This window comes from Bacillus sp. FSL K6-6038, assembly GCF_038050455.1.
GTDB lineage: Bacteria > Bacillota > Bacilli > Bacillales > Bacillaceae_G > Bacillus_A > Bacillus_A pseudomycoides.
Genome location: NZ_JBBOUH010000001.1, coordinates 2,501,631 through 2,522,279 on the forward strand (window position 1 = coordinate 2,501,631; position 20,649 = coordinate 2,522,279).

A 20,649-nucleotide genomic window follows, 5' to 3' on the forward strand; every position below is an offset into this window, starting at 1 on the left:
TCATAATGAGAGGGAAATCAGCATGTAATGATATCGTGAGAAGTTTTTGAATGGAGGGTGATGTGATTGACGGTCTCTAACATTCGAGTTGGTTTGTTTCTTCTCGTATTAGTCTTTTTATTTCTTATTTTCTTTTATTGGAAAAATGAAGAATTGTACGAAGAAAAAAAGCAACTTATTCGAAAAACATGGTATGGTGTGTTTATCACATCGGTCACAATGTATTTCATGGTGAAAGGAATTGATTTAACCCTCTGGAAAAATATTTTGATGTTCGTTGCAATGGTGATTTTTGTTGATATTGCATTTATTTTAACTCCAAACATTTCTGAAATATGGGGTGCAAAATTTAGTGATATCGGAAAGACCGTTCAATCTATTAAACGATCATTAATTGCTTCGAAAGCACGAGGTGAGATCTACACAACAATTATTCAAAATGTAAACCCAGCAGCATTTGGTACGATGGAGTGGCAAACTGAAACAGAATATGCACAAAGTTTAAATGTATTTCTTGATACGTATGCAGAAAAAATTGGGGCGAAGATTGTGGTATTTGTGACAGAAGATGAATTAAATACGAATTTTCGTGGTATCCGTTCTCAATTTAGTATTACAGTTCCTGTGGAACATATAGAACAATTAAATGAACAGAAAGCAGTGCAAGTTGAAAATGTTGGTATCATACCAGCCAAAACAGTAAGAGATGTTTGTATTGTTATTGATGGTCAAAAGAATAATCTTCAAGACCGGGATTTTGAAAATGTATATAACTTAACAATTCATCATAGTTATTTTAGTAAGTAAGGACAGAATCTAAATTCTGTCCTTTTCCTTTATACATAATGTAGAACAAATTTCGAGAAAATGGAACAAAGTTGAATAAAATCGGACAATCATTCCTACACTAGCACGTAGAGGTGATTGTAGTGGAAAAAGAATACGGTAGTGAATTTTTCAAAGAAGAAGCTGAAGATACAACAGATTTCTCTTTAATAAAAGGAGATACAATGCAGCAAGTAGAAAATTTAGAAGAAGAATTAAAAAGAAAAGGATAAAAGTGCACCATTTTTATATTTAATATATAATAAAGATAGACAAAGATTGTATCTTTTTTACAAAAGGGGGAGGAGAAAATGCAAGAAATGAAACAGCAAAAACTTGCTTTTTTTAAGAAAGAAAAAGAAGATTCAAATACAGATTTCTCTCTTGTGAAAGGTGCATTAACGGAAAATATTAATCGACTAGAAAAGATCGTGAATGGTGATGCATCAAAATATATACAGGGAAAAAACTTGAAAGAAAATGCATAGGTGCATTTTCTTTTTTATTTTTTCTTCATTCCTATCGCAAATTCTTCGAAATCTAGCTTTTCATAGAATGGAATGTATTCAGCTGTACAAATTAATTGCAAGTGTAGGTTCTGTTTTTTGCATTCTACAATTAATTTTTGAACGATCTCCTTTCCAATTCCGCGATTTTGAAAGGAGGGATGAACGACTAATCCACACAGATAAGCGTTAATTATCCCATCTGAAATAATACGTCTGGTTCCAATTAATTGATCGTTATCATAAGCACTTATGACAAAAGTACTTTGAATGAGAGTATGATGCAATTGCTCTTTTGAAAGCTTTAAATAGTCATCCCCACTGATTATTAGTTGCATCAATCGGGCTTTTACGGGCAGTTGATCCTCCGCCTATCTTACTCGTTTTTCTTTGAATCTTGAGGTGGGGATTTTACTGCCCGTTAATGCGGGGTAAATTGAAAATGTGTTCAGGACAAGGAAGGTTTTCTGTAAAATACATATGCATTTTCCTTAATTTTTTAAATGTAGTATAAAATTATACTGATATTCTGTGAAATGGATATGGGATAGTTTTTGATAAATAGAAGTGATAGATCTACACCTTTAATAAAAAGTAAAATGATGAAGCATGGTATAATGGTAAAGAAAAGAATAATTTGAAATTCAAAGATTTATCCAATCAGTTTTATTTAAGAGAGGAGCTTCAAAATGTATTCTAATTTAGAACAATTAACAAAGCACCCTGTATTTTATCATTTTGCAGAAATTTCAAAGATTCCAAGAGGATCTGGAAATGAAAAAGAAATTAGTGATTATTTAGTTGAATTTGCAAAAGATCGTAATTTAGATGTTGTACAAGATGAAGCATTAAATGTAGTCATTAAAAAGACAGCAACTGACGGTTATGAAAATGTTCCTGCAATTATTATTCAAGGCCATATGGACATGGTTTGCGAGAAGAACCAAGCAACTGTTCATGATTTTGAAAAAGATCCGATTGAGCTACGAATCGTTGGGGACATGCTGTATGCAAATCAAACGACTTTAGGTGCTGATAATGGTATTGCGGTTGCGTATGCATTAGCACTATTAGATTCAACGGATATTCCACATCCAGCTCTTGAGGTTGTGATTACAACAGAAGAAGAGACAACAATGGGTGGTGCTTTTGCTGTTGATGCGAAGCACTTTGATGGGAAAATATTTATTAATATCGACTCTGAAGAAGATCATAAATTACTAGTGAGCAGTGCAGGTGGAGCGAAGGCAGTTGAAACGATTCCTGTTGCTTGGGAAGAAGTACCTGCTGAACTAGAAGCATACCGTTTATATGTTGGAGGCTTAAAAGGTGGCCACTCTGGTATGGAGATTGATAAACAAAGAGGAAATGCCAATAAAGTTTTAGGACGCGTTCTTCATGATTTATCAAATGAAATTTCATTTAACATGAGTGGAATTCACGGTGGATTAAAAACAAATGCGATTCCGCGTGAAAGCGTAGCAACAATTTTATTATCTGTAAATGATGTACAAAAGGTAGAAGAGAAAGTAGCAGAATGGACACGTATTTTCCAAGACGAGCTACGTGCTGTAGATCCTGATGTACATGTTTCTCTTACAAAATTAGAAGAAAAAGTAGAAAAAGTATTTGCAACAGAAACACAGAAACAACTTATTTCTTCTTTATTCTTGATTCCAAATGGCATTCAAAGCATGAGCATGGATATTAAAGGGCTTGTAGAAAGCTCAACAAACTTAGGTGTTATTGAAACGTTACATAATGAAATTAAATTAAGAAATGAAGTAAGAAGCTCTGTAAGCAGTTTAAAACAGCACATTACGAATGAAATTAAGTATATTGCAGAATTAGTTGGGGCGCAATTTGAGAAGGAATCAGAGTATCCAGAATGGCCGTACAATCCTAATTCACCAATTCGTGATTTGTTTGAAAAAGTGCATAAAGAAAAATATAACAAAGATGCTGAAATCTTTGCAGTGCACGCTGGTATTGAATGTAGTGTATTTGTTCAAAAAATGCCTGAATTGGATGCCATCTCATTCGGACCAGATATTTTCAATGTTCATACGCCAGATGAACATATTAGTATTTCATCAGTTATAAATAACTGGGGATACTTCATTGAAGTAATGAGAGAAACGAAATCACTAGCATAAATATAAATGAATCAAACTGCCTAAGGTCCCCCTTAGGCAGTTTTTTTGCTGCATTGATATAGATAAAACAAAGAAATTCTTATATAGATACAATGAAGTTGATATCTGTAATGTTAGTTAAGGAGCAAGGAACATTGCGAAAAAAAAGATAATTTCACATACTGTATTGAAAGAAAAAATAAAACATTATAAAAATAAAATACTATCTATTTTGTAGAAATAGATAGTTTGATAAAATGTTAATGATATGATTAAAAAGAATTGCTAAAAATATATTTGATAGAATTTTTATAAGGGAGAAGATATGAAAAAAAGATATAAAAGGTTATTTATTATAAGTGCAATAGCAATAGGAGTCAGTGCATTCTCATACTTACAAAATAATTTAATAAGTGTAAGTAAAATATCAATAACATCTAGTAAGATACCTTCTAATTTCAAGGGATTTAAAATTGTACAGTTATCGGATTTACATAGTAAAAAATTTGGAGAAAACCAAGAAGCTCTAATTGAGAAAATAAAAAGTTTGAATCCTGATATTATCGCTATTACGGGAGATTTAATTGATAGTAAACGGTATGATGCAGAAGCGAGTTTAAAGGTAGTGAAAGAGCTTGTAAAACACTATCCCGTTTATTTTGTTACAGGAAATCATGAATTATGGTCAGGGAGGTATGATAGTTTAGAAAAAGAGTTGAAAAGATATAATGTGACAGTTTTGAGAAATGAACATGAACGTATTCAAAAAGAGTGGCAGGAAATTTGCCTTCTCGGCATAGATGATCCGGCATTTACCGCGAAAAATAACGATGAAAATGAAGAGATGTCTACAGTGAAAAATGAAATCGTTAAAGCGAAAAATGCGGTAGATCAGGATAAATATAAAGTACTACTTTCACATAGACCTGAACTTTTACAAGTATACGCTGAGCAACAAATTGATTTAGTTTTAACAGGGCATGCCCATGGAGGACAAGTAAGACTACCTTTTATTGGAGGCTTAGTTGCACCTAATCAAGGCATATTACCCAAATACACAGCAGGTTCATATAAGGAACAAGGTACTTCCATGATAGTAAGCAGAGGGTTAGGGAATAGCATCATTCTTCAAAGGATTTTTAATAGACCAGAAATTGTAGTCGTACAACTGGATTAATTTGTACGACTTTTTTTATTAGCTTTGAGTGACGTTGCGGTGGTGCATTCACTATAACTCTTTAAATAGAAAATAAGATAACAAATGTAAGTAACAGAAAATATGTATGATGAAAGATTGGTGTTTTCTAAAAAGTACAAGTATCCATTACAATTTTGTTAAATTTGTTCTACGCTACATAAACTAACAAATTTTGACGTTCTTTCTTTGTTATAGTGTAAATAATCAAAATACTCAGTTTTCATTCAGATTAGAATGCTTATGGCTTGTGCATATAAAAAACTAATTATAAAGGAGTGTACACATGCATAAAGAATTTGAAATTGAGGAATATACTGCAATTGAAGAACAAATTCATTATTATAGTCAATGTTTATTGGTGAATCATCCTGAGCAAATTGTGAAGTATTTAGAAAAAAGGTTAGAAAAATATACAGAAACATTAAAATATGCACATTTGTATCCCGAAAAAGTTATTTTGCCTATCCAGCAGTTAGTAATTGAGTATTCTTTAGATCTTGCTAGAATTAGAAAGTATTTAAATTTAGAAACGTAGCCTATAAATAATGATTTAAAATGAAACAGAGTCGACAGTGAGAAATGAATTCTATTGTCGACTCTGTTTCATTGTTCTATAGACAATGTACTAGTTGTTAGAAAGATTGAAAAGATAATACTCATAAATATAATTTGACATATAATAATCTAAGAGTAAAATAAAAGTGAGTACTCACTCATTTTAAAAAGGAGGAGATCTTATTGCAACAACCTTCAGTCATTTTACAAGATGTATCAAAGTGTTTTGGAAAAAAAGAAGTACTGCACAATATTTCACTATCTGTAGCAGAGACAGAGATTTTTGGTTTAGTAGGTCCATCCGGGTCTGGTAAAACAACGCTTATTAAAATGATTGCTGGCATTAGTGAATCAACAGTAGGGAATGTAATAGCATTAGGGGTACAAATGCCAAACTTAAACGGCATGAAGCAAATAGGTTATATGGCACAAGCCGATGCACTGTATGAAGAATTATCAGCTTATGAAAATGCAGATTTTATCGCAACAATGTATGGATTGAAAGGTAAACATAAGAAGGGGAGAATTGAAGAAGTTTTTACATTAGTTGAATTATCAGAGCATGCTAAAAAACAAGTACAACACTTTTCAGGGGGGATGAAAAAGCGGTTATCTCTAGCGATGGCACTTTTACATGAACCAAAGCTTTTAATTTTAGATGAGCCAACGGTTGGAATTGATCCAGTTCTTCGTAAATCTATTTGGGAAAAATTTTATGAGCTCAAAGGGAAAGGAACAACGATTATTGTGACAACACATATTATGGACGAAGCTGAATTTTGTGAACGTCTTGGATTAATTAGAGATGGGAAGTTAATTGCAACAGGAACTCCAAATGATTTAAAAGATCGAACTTCATCAGGACGGATTGAAGATGTCTTTCTATTGGAAGGAGCGGTTGAATCATGAGAGTCGGTGGTGTAATTATTCGGATTATTCGTCAGTTTCTTCGGGATAAACGGTCACTTGCGATGATGTTTGGAGCGCCAATGTTACTCCTTTGGTTATTATCGCTTGTGTTTACACAAAAGGATTACACTCCTCATATTGCATTAATAGATGTTCCAGCACCTATAGTAGAATCAATGAAAAAGCAAGATGCTACCATCTATGAGTATAGTAAAGATGAAGCGTATTCTAAATTAAAAAATCAACAAATAGATGCCATTATCACTTTAGAACATGGAAAAGCGAATGTATTGCTAGAAGGTAGTGATTCTTCAAAAAACCGTGCAGTGCTACAGACATTACAAAAGGCCACAGAAAAAAATGATATGCCCGGTATGAAACCAGAAATTGATTTTTTACATGGTTCCGCAGATTTCACGATGTTTGATGGACTTGGACCGGTATTAATTGGCTTTTTTACATTCTTCTTTGTTTTTATTTTATCAGGAGTTTCCTTTGTACGAGAACGTTTAAGTGGGACGTTGGAAAGATTATTATCTACTCCAGTGCGCCGCTGGGAAATTGTTGTTGGTTATATAATTGGATTTGGTATTTTTGCGTTTTTACAGTCTGTTATCATTGTAAGTTTCTCTGTCTATATTCTTGATTTATATGTAGCAGGGTCACCGTGGCTTACATTACTAATTACATGTATGCTTTCACTAACAGCGTTAACACTAGGCACTTTTTTATCGGCATACGCCAATAACGAATTTCAAATGATTCAGTTTATCCCACTGGTCATCGTACCGCAAATTTTCTTTTCAGGTTTATTTCCAATGGAATCAATGAATAAGTGGCTGCAAATGCTAGGTAAGTTATTCCCACTCACATACGGTGCTGATGCAATGAAACAAGTGATGATTCGTAATCAAGGATTTACTGAAATTGCGGGAGACCTTTGTGTGTTACTTCTTTTTGCGATAGTATTTGCAGTAGGGAATGTATTTGCTTTGAAGAAACATCGCAAAATATAATGTTTATAAAAAAGGGGCTTTACGAATGAAGAAAGATTGGCTGGAAGAATTAATTGCTGCTACAGACACAGATAAACGTAATGAACGTCAAATGCGTATATTAGAAGCAGCGGTTGATATGTTTGGAGAAAAAGGATATGCATCAACTTCAACGAGTGAAATTGCAAAGCGTGCTGGTGTAGCGGAGGGAACAATCTTCCGCTACTATAAAACAAAAAAAGATTTACTATTAGCGGTTGTCATGCCAACATTAACAAAGTTTGCTGCTCCATTTTTTGTACAGGCTTTTGCAAAAGAAATACTGGAGAATACGTATGAAACGTATGAAGAATTTTTAAGAAAAGCAATTCGAAATCGATTTGAATTTGCTAAAAAACATTTTCCAATATTAAAAATTTTAATACAAGAAGTACCGTTTCAACCAGAATTAAAAAATGAAATACAACAATTAGTAGAGAAGGAACTTTTTTCTCGCTTTAAAAAATTAATTGTACATTTTCAAGAACAAGGACAAATTATTGAAATGCCAATCCCTTCAGTTATCCGCTTTACTTTATCAGCTATAATGGGGTTAATTTTAACTCGATTTTTATTATTACCTGAAGAAAAATGGGACGATGAAGTGGAAATTGAAAATACGATTCAATTTATATTGTATGGACTAACACCACAAACGTTGCTATAACAACGTTTGTGGGTTTTGATTTTCGTATTTGCAAACAAAGAGTATCTATGTAGTGGATTCATCTATTGCAGGAAACTGTGTCGTTTCAAAAGTAGACAACCTACGTTTCTATGATTCTCCATCTTGGCAGGATAAAGATGTTGCTGGTATTTTAGATACAGGATTAGGATTCAAGTTTATTGATAAAGTGTCCATAAATGGTTCACCACAGTATAAAGTGAAAAATTCTCGTGGAAGTGTGTACTACATTACAGCTAGTGATGCATATGTGAATGTACGTTAACATAATGAAAAAGAAGTCGGCTCTTTTGAAGTGACCCCATAAAGTTAGACAGGTTATTTCATTAGGCAACCTTTTGGGCATGGGTCCGGTATTGTACCGGGCTCATGCCTTTTAGTTTTGCCTTAATTCTTTTATGATTATAGTACTTTATATATTTTGCTAGTTCTTTCTTAAAATGTTCTATACTCTTAAATTCTTTTCGATACAGAAATTCTGACTTCATGATGCCAAAGAAGTTTTCAATCACTGCGTTATCGTAACAGTTTCCTTTACGAGACATGCTTTGTGTAATGCCACGTTTAGCAAGGGAATGACGGTATTGTTTCATTTGATAGTGCCAACCTTGATCAGAATGGATCAAGAGTGTATCTTTGACTGTTAAGTGTTCAAACGCTTGGTCTAACATCGTTGAAACAAGTGAATAAGTTGGTCTTGAACCAATTGTGTATGTGATAATTTCACCATTAAATACGTCCAACATTGGCGATAGATATAGCTTTTCTCCAAATAATTTAAACTCCGTAATATCCGTAACCCACTTTTTATTTGGTTTTTCAGCTTGGAAGTTACGATTTAAAATATTAGGTGCAATTTTTCCAACTGTTCCTTTATAAGAGCGATATTTTTTCATACGAACGAGACATTTTAATCCCAATTCTTTCATGATACGATACACTTTTTTATGATTTACTTTATGTCCGCGATTCGTAAGTTCATCACGAATACGACGATAACCATAAAGCCCCTCATGTTCGTCATAAATGGTTCGAATCAATCCTTTTAGTTCTACATCTGAATCAGGAAGATTGAATCTTTTAACCCAATAATAATACGTACTGCGCGGAATACCTGCGAGCTGAAGTAGCACCTTCACTGAAAATTCATGCCTTAATTCATAGACTACTTGGGCTTTGTCTTGTTTCGTGATTTCTCCTTGTTTTGAACTAAGGCATTCAACTTTTTTAAATATGCATTTTCCATACGTAAACGCTCATTTTCCGCTTGTAGTGCCTCTATCGAACCTTCAACTATTCCTTGATCTTTAGTTGTATTTGTTTTTTTCTTTTCCATGGATGGACGCCCCTTTTTCTTTGATTGTAGGGCATCCAATCCTCCTGTTTCATAAGCTACTTTCCATTTTCGAAGTGTTTCGTAAGAAGGAATATTGAAAAGCGCCGCTGTTTCCCTGATAGATGTCCCTTGTTCGTTCATATAATTAAGTACATCTAGTTTATACTGGGTAGAGTAGGATGTATAGCGTTTTTCAAAAGCATTTTCACCTAAGGATTCATATTGTTTAATCCACTGATAGAGCATACTGGGGTGAACATCAATAGATTTAGCAATTGTTTTTCCACCTTCAGTCCCCTCTAAATATCGTCTTATCGCTCGTATTTTTTCTTTTGAAGAAAATTTAGCCATAAAAAAGTGCACCTCCGATTGTTAGACTGTGTCTAACAATCGGGGTGCACTTCATTTATTTGAGCCGGCCTTTTTATATACTCGTTTGTTTTGCTATACCCCGTATGTCATTTCATCCAAAAATTCTCCTCCATTTCTAAGACATATTACTATCCTAGAAATTGCACAATTAAAATAATGCTTTCTTGTTCCGATTGGTTCTTCTGGAACAAGTTCTAAATCGTAAAACATTTCCTCTTTTTTATGAAAATACATTTTCCCAACTTTTTCTGGTGATTCTGATGGATAATATTGATATACAACTATCTCCCCATCTTCAAATTCTTTATTCATTGTTATATGGATTGCCATAGTTTATCTCCTCCATTTTTATTCTGTATCTATATCGGGGATTTTCAAAGGGCGACCTGACCTTAAAGTTGCATCATGTGCTGATTTATAATCTGTTTTAAAATTATGGAGGAAAGGGAAGAGCTTGTAAATACAAAAATATACAAATGAAATTACTAATTATGTTTTAGTAAGATAGTGATTGGGTCAGGGGAGGCATATTGGGTAATGTAACTTTCTATGTTACTGCAAACGAAGCCTATGTTTAAGTGAAGTAAGAGTTACAAAAGAGCATCCACTTAAAGGATGCTCTTTTGTATAACATATTCTTTGCTGTTTGCTCAATCATTTTACCGAAGTTGCTATACTCATCTATCCAGAAAGTTTGAAAGACATTTAGCTAATCAAGGCTTAATTTTCTAATACTAATATTAATTTTTTTAAGTGTCAATTAGGTCAGTGTTGCAGCGCTTATAATGAATTTCATAACATTCTTCTTCAGAAAATATTTGTGCAATTTGCCCCGTACTCTTATCAGCAATTATAAATTCATTAGTTTCAGAAATGTTCCAAAGTTCCTCAATAGATTTTGTGAAATTCAATATTCTAACATTTGCCCATACCGGCTCTAAACAATTAGGAACTAATATAAAATATTCTGTTTTATGATTTGAAAAACTTAAAGAGCCTAAAGAATTTTCAATCCATAAAATATACTCACTCTTAACATCACCAATAGGAATATGAAATGTTGGCTTAGAGTCAACATTACGAAACTTTTTCAATGCTGTGTCGAACAGTTCTATCCATGCAGAATCGGGATTTTCAAATTCAATAAGTTCTAAATTTGAAAATTGGCTAATGACTTTTTTAGCATTGATTAATGCTTTTTTTCTACGAATCTTCTCATTTTGATATATCATAATTTTCCTGCTTCTCATTTGTTATAATAAGTGTGATGATCGTTATTAAATCCGTAAATGTTAGAGTATCTTTCCTTCTTAAAATCAGAAGTATACGGATTAGCTCCATCTTTGGGTATACCTGCATGTGTATGTAATACGCCATCATTAATATGCTCAAAAATAACTCGTTTACCTTGAGGTGTATCGTACTCATAATAACGTCCATGTTGAGCGTGGTTAGCACTATACTCATAGTTCTTAGATTCATACCCTTTTTTAGGTATATCATCTCCTACTTGCCATTGGCGTGTAGGTTGTTGTGACATAGGAACACCAGCTAAATCTTTAGCTTTATTAAATGCAATATCAGAAGACTGGATTTTTTGAAGAGTATCCTGAGCATTTTGAATTGATTTATCCCAAACATATCCACCGTGTGCAACAGCACCAACACCAGCCACTGTAGCAGCTGCATTTAATGGAAGAACAATTGGTGATGCCAATCCACCAGTTCCTACTTCTGCGACGATGGTTAAGAAATTAGAGCCGCCTATGACTGAAAAACCTTCAAAAATTTCTACAATAGATCCTACCGTTGATAAAACATGTCCAGTAAGCCTTCCAGCTTGGTAGGTTGTCTTGCTTTCTAATTTATCATTATCAGGTGGTGTTAGTCCAAATATAGTCTTCTGCTACTGCACTGCCAGCACCTTGTATAAAGTCCCAAGCACTTTCATACATAGATTCGACTTTATTATCAAAGGCACCACTTATTTTACTATAGTCCTCATAAATATTTTCGACACCATGTTTAAACTTATCCAGTAAAGATGCATCTTTTTTCTCACTATTTAATGGACCACACATTGCTCCTTCTTCAATTGAACTACCATTTAAAAGGTTGTCAGCCTGACGCTTCCTATCTTCTTCAATCGCCTGAATGGAAGCCGTCCACTCCATATTCAACCCTTGTGTACTAAACGTACCACTTGCGAGACTAAAGCCTTTTCCACTTTGTACTTCTGCTAAACCCGTCGCAATGCTAGCGGCTAATTAAATTGCTGTACTATAGTTATTGCTAGATGTTTGATTAAATTCATGTAGATGATCTAACTTTTCTTGCAGTTTGTGCCTCATGGCAGTAAAAAGATTCGCCATAGCGTCCATACCCGGGAGTGGCATAGCTTGACTGACAGCTTCCATACTTGTTTTCATTCGGTCAATTTCTTGAATTTGTTCTAATATTTCTTGTTCGATTACATCCGTTGAAGCTACTTGTGATTGAAATTGACTTGGAAAGGCATTATTCTGACGGATTAATTCTTCACATAAGTAAATGATTCCTTGTGCTAAAGGACGAAAGGTTTGTACAAAAAATGCTTTTGCACTGCTATATGTTTGTCCTTGTAGAACCGTATCAATTGCAAAAGCATCAATCGACTGAATAGCTTGTTCCATACCTCGAATGGTAGCGGTACATACAGCGTTCATACTTTGAGTTTGGCTTTGTACTTCGCCTAAATACATATTTAAACGCATGCATTGACCTCCCTTGCTAATTGTTGTTGCTGACAGGAAAGGTCGTTTTCTAAGTCACTAAGGTCTCGCTTCTCTTTAAGCAACGCTTCTTTTTGGTTTTCCAATTCGAATGTAAGTTTTCGCTCAATGTGTTGTGCTTCTTGACGCATATTCATAAAAAAATGAGATAATTCTTTATCACCGTGCCAAGTTTCTAGAATTCGGTTAAATAAACGATTATTTCGATTTTTCCATTCGTGAAAATCTGCTTCCGCGTGTTCCTGAGTTTGAATCGCAGATTGATTCCGATCCTGTTCTTTGAATACACTTCGTAATTTTTGATTCAATTGATTGATTTGTTTTTCAATATCTTGACTCATCTTTTTCCTCCTACCGTTTTACTTTACGTAGGTTGTCACATTAGCGAAAAGTGTTGTGAAGTTCGTTATCCATTCTCTCAAACTCTTTAGCTACCGAATGAATATTAGCAACTGCTTGTTGAAAGGCAGCGGAAAATTGTTTCGTCAAATCTAACATTTGTTGATTTGCTTCTTGGGCTTGTGGGTTAACAGATAGCGTAGTACGTTTTGACTTTTTAATAGACTTATTTGTCGCACTTTGGATAGTATCCGAAGCATTCCTCATTTGAGTAGCGATTTGTTGTGCCGCTTGAAAATTACTTTGAAATTGTCCCATCGCTTAAATCCTTTCTATATTTCTATGAACGCATTAAGGAAGGGGAGTGCCTAGTATGTATGTCCATTATCTTACTGTTCTTCATAGGAACACTCCTGGAAAAAATACTGCGGATATAATTATAACAATAAATGGTTAAAAATTCCTCGAAAAATACAGTTTATGTCATATGTGTTTCTCGTAGTTCTTAACAGGCTGACAATATAATAGAGGTAAAAAGGGAGAAAAGAATATAATAGAAGAAATATAAAAAAGTGCTAACAAGTTTGCAAACGAACTTGCTAACACTTATATGAAATAGATATAAATTATCGCTGATATGTCACTGATATATAGTCATAATAAAAAGAGACAATACAAACTAACCTTGCTTAGAATACTCATCGTAGTACAATTTATATTATATGGATTAACGCCGCGGAGGTAATAAAATGCGACAATTTGCTAAACCAACAGTTGTTGTAAGTAAATGTCTAGAATTTGGTGCTTGCCGTTATAATGGAGATTTGATTCATGATGTGACAATTCGAAATCTACAGCCGTTTGTTACATTTATTCCGGTATGCCCTGAAGTGGAAATTGGATTAGGAATTCCACGTGAGACAATTCGGATTATCGAAGATAGTGGCATTCATAAGCTTGTACAGCCTTCGACAAGAAAAGATGTTACAGAGAGGATGCAACGGTTTTCTGATCAATTTTTAAGTACTTTACTGGATGTTGATGGTTTTATTTTAAAAAATCGTTCCCCAAGTTGCGGAACTAGAGATGTGAAAATTTATACAGGATATGAAAAATCACCAGTAAAAGAGAAGGGTGTTGGATTTTTTGGTGGAGCTGTACTAAAAAAATTTTCGCATATTGCAGTAGAAGAAGAAGGTAGATTGTCGAATTTTATTATTCGTGAACATTTCTTTACGAGGTTGTTTACAATGGCCCATTTCAAAACAATAAAACAGAGTAAAACTCTGAAAGAATTAGTATCATTTCAGTCAGATCATAAATATTTATTTATGGCATATAATCAGGTGAAACAAAAAAAATTAGGCCGTATTATTGCAAATCATGCAAAGGATAATATTGAAAATATCTTTGAAAATTACGAAAAAACCTTGTATGAATTATTGAAGCGAACACCTCGCTATAAATCGAATATAAACGTATGTCAGCATATTTTTGGATACTTTAAAGATAAGCTAAACAAGCAAGAAAAAGAGTATTTTTTAACGCTACTTCAAAAATATGCAGATAAGAAAATACCTCTTAGCAATTTACTTGTAGTTTTAAAGTCGTGGGTCTTACGTTTTGAAGACCACTATTTATTACGACAAACATATTTTGAACCGTACCCTGAAGCATTAGTAGAAATTTCAGATTCCGGAAAAGGAAGAGATTATTAAAGAAAAAACCACATAATTCGACACTGTTATTCCTATGTTGTTGTAGAACAATGTAGGAATTTTTTTGTGCATGAGTACAGATTCTGTTTTAAAATTAAGTTATGACAGAATTATAACAATTATCTAACTACTATTCTTGTCTTTTAAAAGCAATGTTTGTAGTACAGACTCGCACGCTGTCGAAACTCAATATTCGATAAGGGGTGTGTAGCGGAATGGAATTTACTCTAACTCGCGAAAAACAAATGATTAAAGAAATGGTACGAGACTTTGCTGAAAAGGAAATTGCACCAAAAGCTGTGTATTATGATAAAACAGCTGAATTTCCATACGAAACGTTTCAAAAAATGGGCGAACTAGGATTATTAGGAATCCCATTCCCAGAAGAGTATGGAGGTTCTGGCGGCGATACTCTATCGTATGCGTTAGCTGTTGAAGAAATTGGCCGTGCTTGTGGCGGTACAGGTTTAAGTTATGCTGCAACAATTTCATTAGGTGCTTCTCCAATTTATTACTTTGGTACAGAAGAACAAAAGCAGAAGTATTTAGTTCCAATGGCATCTGGAAAAACATTAGGTGCTTTTGGTTTAACTGAACCGAATGCTGGATCCGATGCAGGTGGCACACAAACAAAAGCATTTTTAGATGGTGATGAATATGTGATTAGCGGTGAGAAGTGTTGGATTACGAATGCAGAGTATGCAAATACAATCATTGTAACCGCTATCAATGGTGTCGAAGAAAATGGAAAAAAACGTATTTCTGCATTTATTGTGCCGACAACAAGTGAGGGATTAACGATTTCAAGTCCATACGATAAGATGGGTGTTCGTGCCTCTAATACTTGTGAAATCATACTTGATGGTGTTCGTGTACCGAAAGAGAATATTCTTGGTGATGTAAATAAAGGATTTAAACAATTCTTATATACACTTGATGGAGGGCGTATTTCAATTGCAGCATTAGCTGTAGGAATTGCACAGTCTGCTTTTGAGCGTGCACTTCAATATGCAAAAGAGCGTCAGCAATTCGGAAAAACGATTTCTAATTTCCAAGCGATTCAATTTAAACTGGCTGATATGGCTACTGAAGTGGAATTGGCGCGTAATTTAGTACATAAAGCGGCTTGGTTAAAGGATCATGATAAACCTTTCGGTAAAGAAGCGGCTATGGCAAAGTTATTTGCATCTGAAGCAGCAAGTCGTATTGCGAATCAAGCAGTGCAAATTCATGGTGGATATGGTTATATGCGTGAATATGAAGTAGAGCGTCATATTCGTGATGCGAAGCTTTTAGAAATTGGTGAAGGAACTTCTGAAATTCAACGTCTCGTAATCGCAAGACATTTAGGGTGTAGATAAAAGGAGGATTCACTATGTTTCAAAAAATATTAATCGCTAATCGTGGCGAAATTGCAGTTCGAATTATAAAAACATGTCAAAAACTTGGAATTCGTACAGTTGCTATTTATTCAGAGGTAGATGAAAATGCACTTCATGTAAAACTAGCAAATGAGGCTTATTTGGTTGGTGGCCCACGTGTCCAAGAGAGCTATTTAAATCTCGAAAAGATTATAGAAATTGCTAAGAAAACAAATACTGAAGCGATTCATCCAGGATATGGATTGTTATCAGAAAATCCTTCCTTCGCGGTTCGCTGTAAAGAAGAAGGAATTGTATTTATTGGTCCTTCTGAAGAAATCATTGCTAAGATGGGAAGTAAAATCGAGTCACGTCTGGCAATGCAAGAAGCAAATGTTCCAGTTGTACCAGGAATCACAACGAATATTGAGACTGCTGAAGAAGCGATTGGAATTGCAAAACAAATTGGTTATCCATTAATGCTGAAGGCATCCGCGGGCGGCGGGGGCATTGGAATGCAGTTGATGGAAACTGAGCAAACGCTCACCAAAGCATTCGAGAGCAATAAAACGCGTGCACAAAACTTTTTTGGTAATGGTGAGATGTACTTAGAGCGATACATTGCAGATGCGCATCATATTGAAATTCAACTTTTAGCTGATACACATGGCAATACAGTTTATTTATGGGAACGTGAATGCTCTGTACAACGCCGGAATCAAAAAGTAATTGAAGAAGCACCGTCTCCATTTTTAGATGAAGAAACACGTAAAGCGATGGGGAAAGTTGCTGTACAAGCAGCAAAAGCTCTTGGCTATACAAATGCAGGTACGGTTGAATTTCTTGTGGATGATAAGAAAAACTTCTATTTCTTAGAGATGAATACAAGGTTACAAGTGGAGCATCCTGTTACTGAAGAAATTACTGGTCTAGATCTTGTTGAACAACAATTACTCATTGCGTCTGGTGAAAAGCTTTCCTTTACGCAGGAGGATATAAATCGTAGTGGTCATGCCATTGAAGCACGTATTTATGCAGAAGATCCAAAAACATTTTTCCCATCACCTGGGAAGATTACGGACCTAACGTTACCAGAAACAGTGCGTATTGATCACTTTTTAGAAAATAATGTTACAATCACACCGTTTTACGATCCGATGATTGCAAAAGTGATTGCTCATGGTGAAACGCGTGAAGAAGCAATTGAAAAATTACAGGATGCACTTCAAAACTTGAAAGTAGAAGGCATTAAGACAAATACATCCATGCTATTGCAAGTGCTAGAAGATGAAGTGTTCCAAAGTGGTATTTATACAACAGGTTTTGTAACAAAACAACTTGTAAAAAAATAAGGTTTATGAATATTAAAGGGGGAAAAAATGATGACAAAAGTATATGCATCGATGGCAGGTAATGTTTGGAAAATTGTTGTAGGAATAGGAGATACAGTAGAAGAAGAACAGGATGTCGTCATTTTGGAATCTATGAAAATGGAAATTCCAATCGTTTCAGAAGAAGCAGGGACAGTTATGAAAATAAATGTGCAAGAGGGCGATTTTGTTAATGAAGGAGATGTATTGGTAGAGATTGAATAGGGAGAAGAAGGGGTGAAATGTATTGAAGCTACCTACTTTTGCTGTCATTAAAGAAGTGGGACCACGTGATGGTTTGCAAAATGAAAAGAAAATTGTTGGCACAAAAGATAAAGTGAAATGGATTCAATTACTTTCAGAAGCTGGATTATCATATATTGAAGTTTCCTCTTTTGTTCACCCGAAATGGGTTCCTGCTTTAGCTGATGCGAGTGATGTATTTACAGAGTTAAAGCGGAATTCAGATATTACATATGCTGCGCTTGTTCCAAATCAAAATGGTTTGGAACGAGCTCTTTTGCAAAATGTAGATGAGGTGAATGTTTTTTTATCAGCGAGTGAATCACATAATAAAAGTAACATCAATAAGTCCATTAAAGAAGCGTTATCTGTCATCCAAGATATTACAAAGCAAGCAGAGTTTGCAGGTAAAAGAGTAAGAGGTTATGTTTCTACTGTATTTGGTTGTCCTTATGAAGGAGATGTGAGCATTGATGCTGTAGACGAGTTATGTAATCAACTCTTCTCATATGGCATTTATGAAGTCTCGTTGGGAGACACGATTGGTGTAGCAAATCCATTGCAAGTAGAGCGAGTATTGGAACATTTACTTAAAAAATATGATTCTTCTCAATTTGCGATGCATTTTCATAATACCTACGGGATGGCACTTGCAAACGTCGTTCAGTCATTGGAATACGGTGTTACGACATTTGATAGTTCCTGTGGTGGGCTTGGTGGTTGTCCGTATGCACCAGGGGCATCAGGTAATGTCGCGACTGATGATTTAGTACATATGCTCCACAAAATGGGCGTACAAACAAATATAAATGAAGAAAAGTTATTAAAGGCTAGTCAATTTATTCAAAGCAAGCTAAATATTCAATTGCCAAGTCATGTGTATAAAGCATTGCAACATAAAACAATAAGTAGGTGATAAAATGCTACAATTACAAAACATTTCAGTAGATTATGTAACACCGCATATCGTAAAAATAACATTAAATCGCGAACGGCAAGCAAACTCATTATCTCTTGCACTATTAGAAGAGTTGCAATCTACATTAAATCATATTAATGAAGAAGCCGATGTTCGCGTTGTCATTTTAACAGGCTATGGTGAAAAAGCATTTTGTGCCGGAGCTGATTTAAAAGAACGTGCCAATATGAATGAGGAGCAAGTACGTCATGCAGTTGGGATGATTCGTTCTACAATGGATATGGTTGAGCAATTATCACAACCTGTTATTGCTGCAATAAATGGAATTGCACTTGGTGGTGGTACCGAGTTAAGTTTAGCGTGTGATTTTAGAATTGCGGCAGAAACAGCAAGCCTTGGACTCACTGAAACATCTCTAGCTATCATCCCAGGAGCTGGTGGGACGCAGCGTCTCCCAAGACTAATTGGTGTTGGCAGGGCAAAAGAATTAATTTATACAGCAAGACGTATTTCGGCGCATGAGGCGAAGGAATATGGAATGGTAGAGTTTGTGGTACCAGCTAACTTACTAGAAGAAAAAGTAATTGAAATTGCAAGAAGCATTGCGAGTAATGGACCAATTGCCATTCGATTAGCAAAAGAAGCAATCTCAAATGGGGTACAAGTAGATTTGCATACCGGATTACAAATGGAAAAGCAGGCGTATGAAGGTGTAATCCATACGAAAGATCGATTAGAAGGACTACAAGCATTTCAGGAGAAACGTAAACCAGTGTATAAGGGGGAGTAAATGTGCTAGAACAAAAACAACAATCGAATGCATTTCAAGAACGTGTTGAAACAATTAAACAAGGTGGGGCACCAAAATATCATGAACAAAATAAAGCAAAAGGAAAAATCTTTGTTCGAGATCGCTTAGCTCTTCTATTTGATAATGGTGAATATGTAGAAGATGCATTATTTGCTAATTGTGAGCAAACAGGCTTACCGGCAGATGGTGTTGTAACTGCTACTGGTAAAATACATGGTCGTACTGTATGTGTCATGGCAAATGATTCAACAGTTAAAGCAGGGTCTTGGGGTTCTCGAACTGTTGAAAAAATCTTACGCATTCAAGAAACAGCTGAAAAGTTACGTGTACCACTTTTTTATCTTGTTGATTCTGCAGGTGCTCGTATTACTGACCAAGTTGAAATGTTCCCAGGGCGCCGCGGTGCGGGACGCATTTTTTATAACCAGGTGAAACTATCAGGTAAGGTACCACAAATTTGTTTATTGTTTGGTCCTTCTGCAGCTGGAGGTGCTTATATTCCTGCTTTCTGTGACGTTGTCATGATGGTTGAAGGAAATGCTTCTATGTATTTAGGTTCTCCGCGTATGGCTGAAATGGTTATTGGTGAAAAAGTAACACTAGAGGAAATGGGCGGCGCTCGTATGCATTGCTCGGTATCAGGATGCGGAGATGTATTATGTAAGACAGAAGAAGATGCGATTGCTCAAGCAAGACAATATATTTCATATTTTCCAAGTAACTATCAAGAAAATGCTCCTATGACTAAGCCTCAAGAACCAAAACAGTTCGAAAAAACGTTAGAACAAATCATCCCAGAAAATCAAAATGCTCCTTTTAATATGAAAGATCTTATTAATCGTATTATCGATGAAGGTTCTTTCTTTGAAGTGAAAAAATTATTTGCACAAGAACTTATTACAGGATTAGGCCGAATGGATGGGAAGCCTATTGGTATTGTTGCAAATCAACCGCGTATGAAAGGCGGTGTATTATTCCACGATTCTGCTGATAAAGCAGCGAAGTTTATTAATTTATGTGACGCATATCATATTCCATTATTATTCCTTGCGGATGTACCTGGATTTATGATTGGAACGAAAGTTGAGAGAGCTGGTATTATTCGTCACGGTGCGAAAATGATTTCTGCTATGAGTGAAGCGACAGTACCGAAAATTTCAATCGTTGTTCGTAAAGCATATGGTGCTGGTCTATATGCAATGGCAGGCCCAGCTTTCGAACCAGATTGTTGTTTAGCGTTACCAACGGCTTCCATTGCTGTAATGGGACCAGAAGCTGCTGTTAATGCCGTATATGCGAATAAAATCGCAGCATTACCAGAAGAAGAGCGTGCAAGCTTCATTGCAGAAAAACGTGAAGAGTATAAAAAAGATATCGATATTTATCGCCTAGCATCAGAAATGGTGATTGATGGTATTGTTCATCCGAATGATTTACGTGAAGAACTAAAGAAGCGTTTCGAAATGTACATGAGTAAATATCAAGTGTTTACAGATCGAAAACATCCAGTTTATCCAGTATAAAAGCCCTATTAAAGGCTTTCTTGTTCGAAAAATGAGGAG

23 protein-coding genes and 2 pseudogenes are annotated in these 20,649 nt (G+C 35.0%); 17 read left to right on the forward strand and 8 right to left on the reverse strand.

The annotated features are described in order from the left end of the window. The first annotated feature begins 66 nt into the window (after positions 1 to 66). From NSQ40_RS12850 to spoIISB, 3 genes are all read left to right on the forward strand, one after another. Positions 67 to 807 carry a type II toxin-antitoxin system SpoIISA family toxin gene (locus tag NSQ40_RS12850; RefSeq protein WP_033796156.1) on the forward strand — a complete coding sequence of 247 codons (741 nt, stop codon included), beginning with the start codon at positions 67 to 69 and terminating at the stop codon, positions 805 to 807. Between the two features lie 113 nt (positions 808 to 920). Beyond that, a complete protein-coding gene (locus tag NSQ40_RS12855; RefSeq protein WP_003197740.1) occupies positions 921 to 1,058 on the forward strand; it encodes a hypothetical protein in 138 nt (45 codons plus the stop codon). Between the two features lie 78 nt (positions 1,059 to 1,136). Continuing rightward, positions 1,137 to 1,313, forward strand: a complete 177-nt coding sequence (gene spoIISB, locus NSQ40_RS12860) for a stage II sporulation protein SB (RefSeq protein ID WP_003197743.1) — start codon at positions 1,137 to 1,139, stop codon at positions 1,311 to 1,313. A 14-nt stretch (positions 1,314 to 1,327) separates the two neighbouring features. Here spoIISB and NSQ40_RS12865 read toward each other — a convergent pair whose 3' ends face one another. Then, positions 1,328 to 1,669 carry a GNAT family N-acetyltransferase gene (locus NSQ40_RS12865; RefSeq protein WP_003197745.1) on the reverse strand — a complete coding sequence of 114 codons (342 nt, stop codon included), beginning with the start codon at positions 1,667 to 1,669 and terminating at the stop codon, positions 1,328 to 1,330. 351 nt (positions 1,670 to 2,020) lie between these two features. Between NSQ40_RS12865 and NSQ40_RS12870 the strand changes: the two genes are divergently transcribed. The 7 genes and pseudogenes from NSQ40_RS12870 to NSQ40_RS12900 form a co-directional block, all read left to right on the forward strand. Then, positions 2,021 to 3,487 carry an aminoacyl-histidine dipeptidase gene (locus NSQ40_RS12870; protein WP_003197747.1) on the forward strand — a complete coding sequence of 489 codons (1,467 nt, stop codon included), beginning with the start codon at positions 2,021 to 2,023 and terminating at the stop codon, positions 3,485 to 3,487. 304 nt (positions 3,488 to 3,791) lie between these two features. Then, positions 3,792 to 4,643 (forward strand): metallophosphoesterase, encoded by an 852-nt coding sequence (locus NSQ40_RS12875; protein ID WP_258248453.1) that lies wholly within the window; start codon positions 3,792 to 3,794, stop codon positions 4,641 to 4,643. A 304-nt stretch (positions 4,644 to 4,947) separates the two neighbouring features. Beyond that, complete coding sequence (locus tag NSQ40_RS12880; protein ID WP_003197750.1) at positions 4,948 to 5,199, forward strand: hypothetical protein; 252 nt, start codon at positions 4,948 to 4,950, stop codon at positions 5,197 to 5,199. Between the two features lie 203 nt (positions 5,200 to 5,402). Further along, a complete protein-coding gene (locus tag NSQ40_RS12885) occupies positions 5,403 to 6,128 on the forward strand; it encodes an ABC transporter ATP-binding protein (RefSeq protein ID WP_003207190.1) in 726 nt (241 codons plus the stop codon). Next, on the forward strand, positions 6,125 to 7,144 hold the full coding sequence (locus NSQ40_RS12890; RefSeq protein ID WP_018767055.1) for an ABC transporter permease: 1,020 nt from the start codon (positions 6,125 to 6,127) through the stop codon (positions 7,142 to 7,144). Before NSQ40_RS12885 ends, NSQ40_RS12890 begins: the two co-directional genes overlap by 4 nt. A gap of 25 nt (positions 7,145 to 7,169) precedes the next feature. Then, positions 7,170 to 7,829 (forward strand): TetR/AcrR family transcriptional regulator, encoded by a 660-nt coding sequence (locus NSQ40_RS12895; RefSeq protein ID WP_258248454.1) that lies wholly within the window; start codon positions 7,170 to 7,172, stop codon positions 7,827 to 7,829. Positions 7,830 to 7,878: 49 nt separating this feature from the next. After that, positions 7,879 to 8,112 (forward strand): annotated as a pseudogene (locus NSQ40_RS12900) (N-acetylmuramoyl-L-alanine amidase); the annotation flags it as partial. Between the two features lie 61 nt (positions 8,113 to 8,173). Here NSQ40_RS12900 and NSQ40_RS12905 read toward each other — a convergent pair. The 7 genes and pseudogenes from NSQ40_RS12905 to NSQ40_RS12940 form a co-directional block, all read right to left on the reverse strand. Further along, a protein-coding gene (locus NSQ40_RS12905; RefSeq protein ID WP_341286118.1) for an IS3 family transposase occupies positions 8,174 to 9,534 on the reverse strand; the annotation gives its coding sequence in 2 pieces (ribosomal slippage) (positions 8,174 to 9,078 and positions 9,078 to 9,534; 1,362 coding nt in all). A gap of 93 nt (positions 9,535 to 9,627) precedes the next feature. Continuing rightward, positions 9,628 to 9,885: a hypothetical protein gene (locus NSQ40_RS12910; RefSeq protein ID WP_003197760.1), complete on the reverse strand. Its 258-nt coding sequence runs from the start codon at positions 9,883 to 9,885 to the stop codon at positions 9,628 to 9,630. 419 nt (positions 9,886 to 10,304) lie between these two features. Continuing rightward, the gene (locus NSQ40_RS12915) at positions 10,305 to 10,787 is read right to left on the reverse strand and encodes a hypothetical protein (RefSeq protein ID WP_003207188.1); all 483 of its coding nucleotides are present in this window, start codon (positions 10,785 to 10,787) and stop codon (positions 10,305 to 10,307) included. 14 nt (positions 10,788 to 10,801) lie between these two features. Next, on the reverse strand, positions 10,802 to 11,230 hold the full coding sequence (locus NSQ40_RS12920; protein ID WP_371394066.1) for an HNH/endonuclease VII fold putative polymorphic toxin: 429 nt from the start codon (positions 11,228 to 11,230) through the stop codon (positions 10,802 to 10,804). Continuing rightward, a pseudogene (locus NSQ40_RS29460) lies at positions 11,222 to 12,308 on the reverse strand (T7SS effector LXG polymorphic toxin); the annotation flags it as partial. The gene NSQ40_RS12920 and the pseudogene NSQ40_RS29460, both read right to left, overlap by 9 nt. Further along, positions 12,299 to 12,667: a DUF3958 family protein gene (locus NSQ40_RS12935; protein ID WP_098217180.1), complete on the reverse strand. Its 369-nt coding sequence runs from the start codon at positions 12,665 to 12,667 to the stop codon at positions 12,299 to 12,301. The gene NSQ40_RS12935 and the pseudogene NSQ40_RS29460, both read right to left, overlap by 10 nt. Positions 12,668 to 12,707: 40 nt before the next feature. Next, the gene (locus NSQ40_RS12940) at positions 12,708 to 12,983 is read right to left on the reverse strand and encodes a TIGR04197 family type VII secretion effector (RefSeq protein WP_003197771.1); all 276 of its coding nucleotides are present in this window, start codon (positions 12,981 to 12,983) and stop codon (positions 12,708 to 12,710) included. Between the two features lie 431 nt (positions 12,984 to 13,414). Between NSQ40_RS12940 and NSQ40_RS12945 the strand changes: the two genes are divergently transcribed. The 7 genes from NSQ40_RS12945 (at position 13,415) to NSQ40_RS12975 (ending at position 20,610) form a co-directional block, all read left to right on the forward strand. Then, positions 13,415 to 14,383, forward strand: a complete 969-nt coding sequence (locus tag NSQ40_RS12945) for a YbgA family protein (protein WP_003207218.1) — start codon at positions 13,415 to 13,417, stop codon at positions 14,381 to 14,383. Positions 14,384 to 14,598: 215 nt separating this feature from the next. Next, positions 14,599 to 15,744, forward strand: coding sequence for an acyl-CoA dehydrogenase (locus tag NSQ40_RS12950; RefSeq protein ID WP_003197775.1), 1,146 nt, complete (start codon positions 14,599 to 14,601; stop codon positions 15,742 to 15,744). Between the two features lie 14 nt (positions 15,745 to 15,758). Then, a complete protein-coding gene (locus NSQ40_RS12955) occupies positions 15,759 to 17,096 on the forward strand; it encodes an acetyl-CoA carboxylase biotin carboxylase subunit (protein WP_098217179.1) in 1,338 nt (445 codons plus the stop codon). A 27-nt stretch (positions 17,097 to 17,123) separates the two neighbouring features. Then, positions 17,124 to 17,339, forward strand: a complete 216-nt coding sequence (locus NSQ40_RS12960; RefSeq protein ID WP_003197789.1) for an acetyl-CoA carboxylase biotin carboxyl carrier protein subunit — start codon at positions 17,124 to 17,126, stop codon at positions 17,337 to 17,339. A 22-nt stretch (positions 17,340 to 17,361) separates the two neighbouring features. Continuing rightward, positions 17,362 to 18,273 (forward strand): hydroxymethylglutaryl-CoA lyase, encoded by a 912-nt coding sequence (locus NSQ40_RS12965; RefSeq protein ID WP_003197791.1) that lies wholly within the window; start codon positions 17,362 to 17,364, stop codon positions 18,271 to 18,273. A gap of 4 nt (positions 18,274 to 18,277) precedes the next feature. Next, on the forward strand, positions 18,278 to 19,066 hold the full coding sequence (locus tag NSQ40_RS12970; protein ID WP_003197793.1) for an enoyl-CoA hydratase: 789 nt from the start codon (positions 18,278 to 18,280) through the stop codon (positions 19,064 to 19,066). A gap of 2 nt (positions 19,067 to 19,068) precedes the next feature. After that, on the forward strand, positions 19,069 to 20,610 hold the full coding sequence (locus NSQ40_RS12975) for an acyl-CoA carboxylase subunit beta (RefSeq protein ID WP_003197794.1): 1,542 nt from the start codon (positions 19,069 to 19,071) through the stop codon (positions 20,608 to 20,610). Positions 20,611 to 20,649 lie beyond the last annotated feature (39 nt).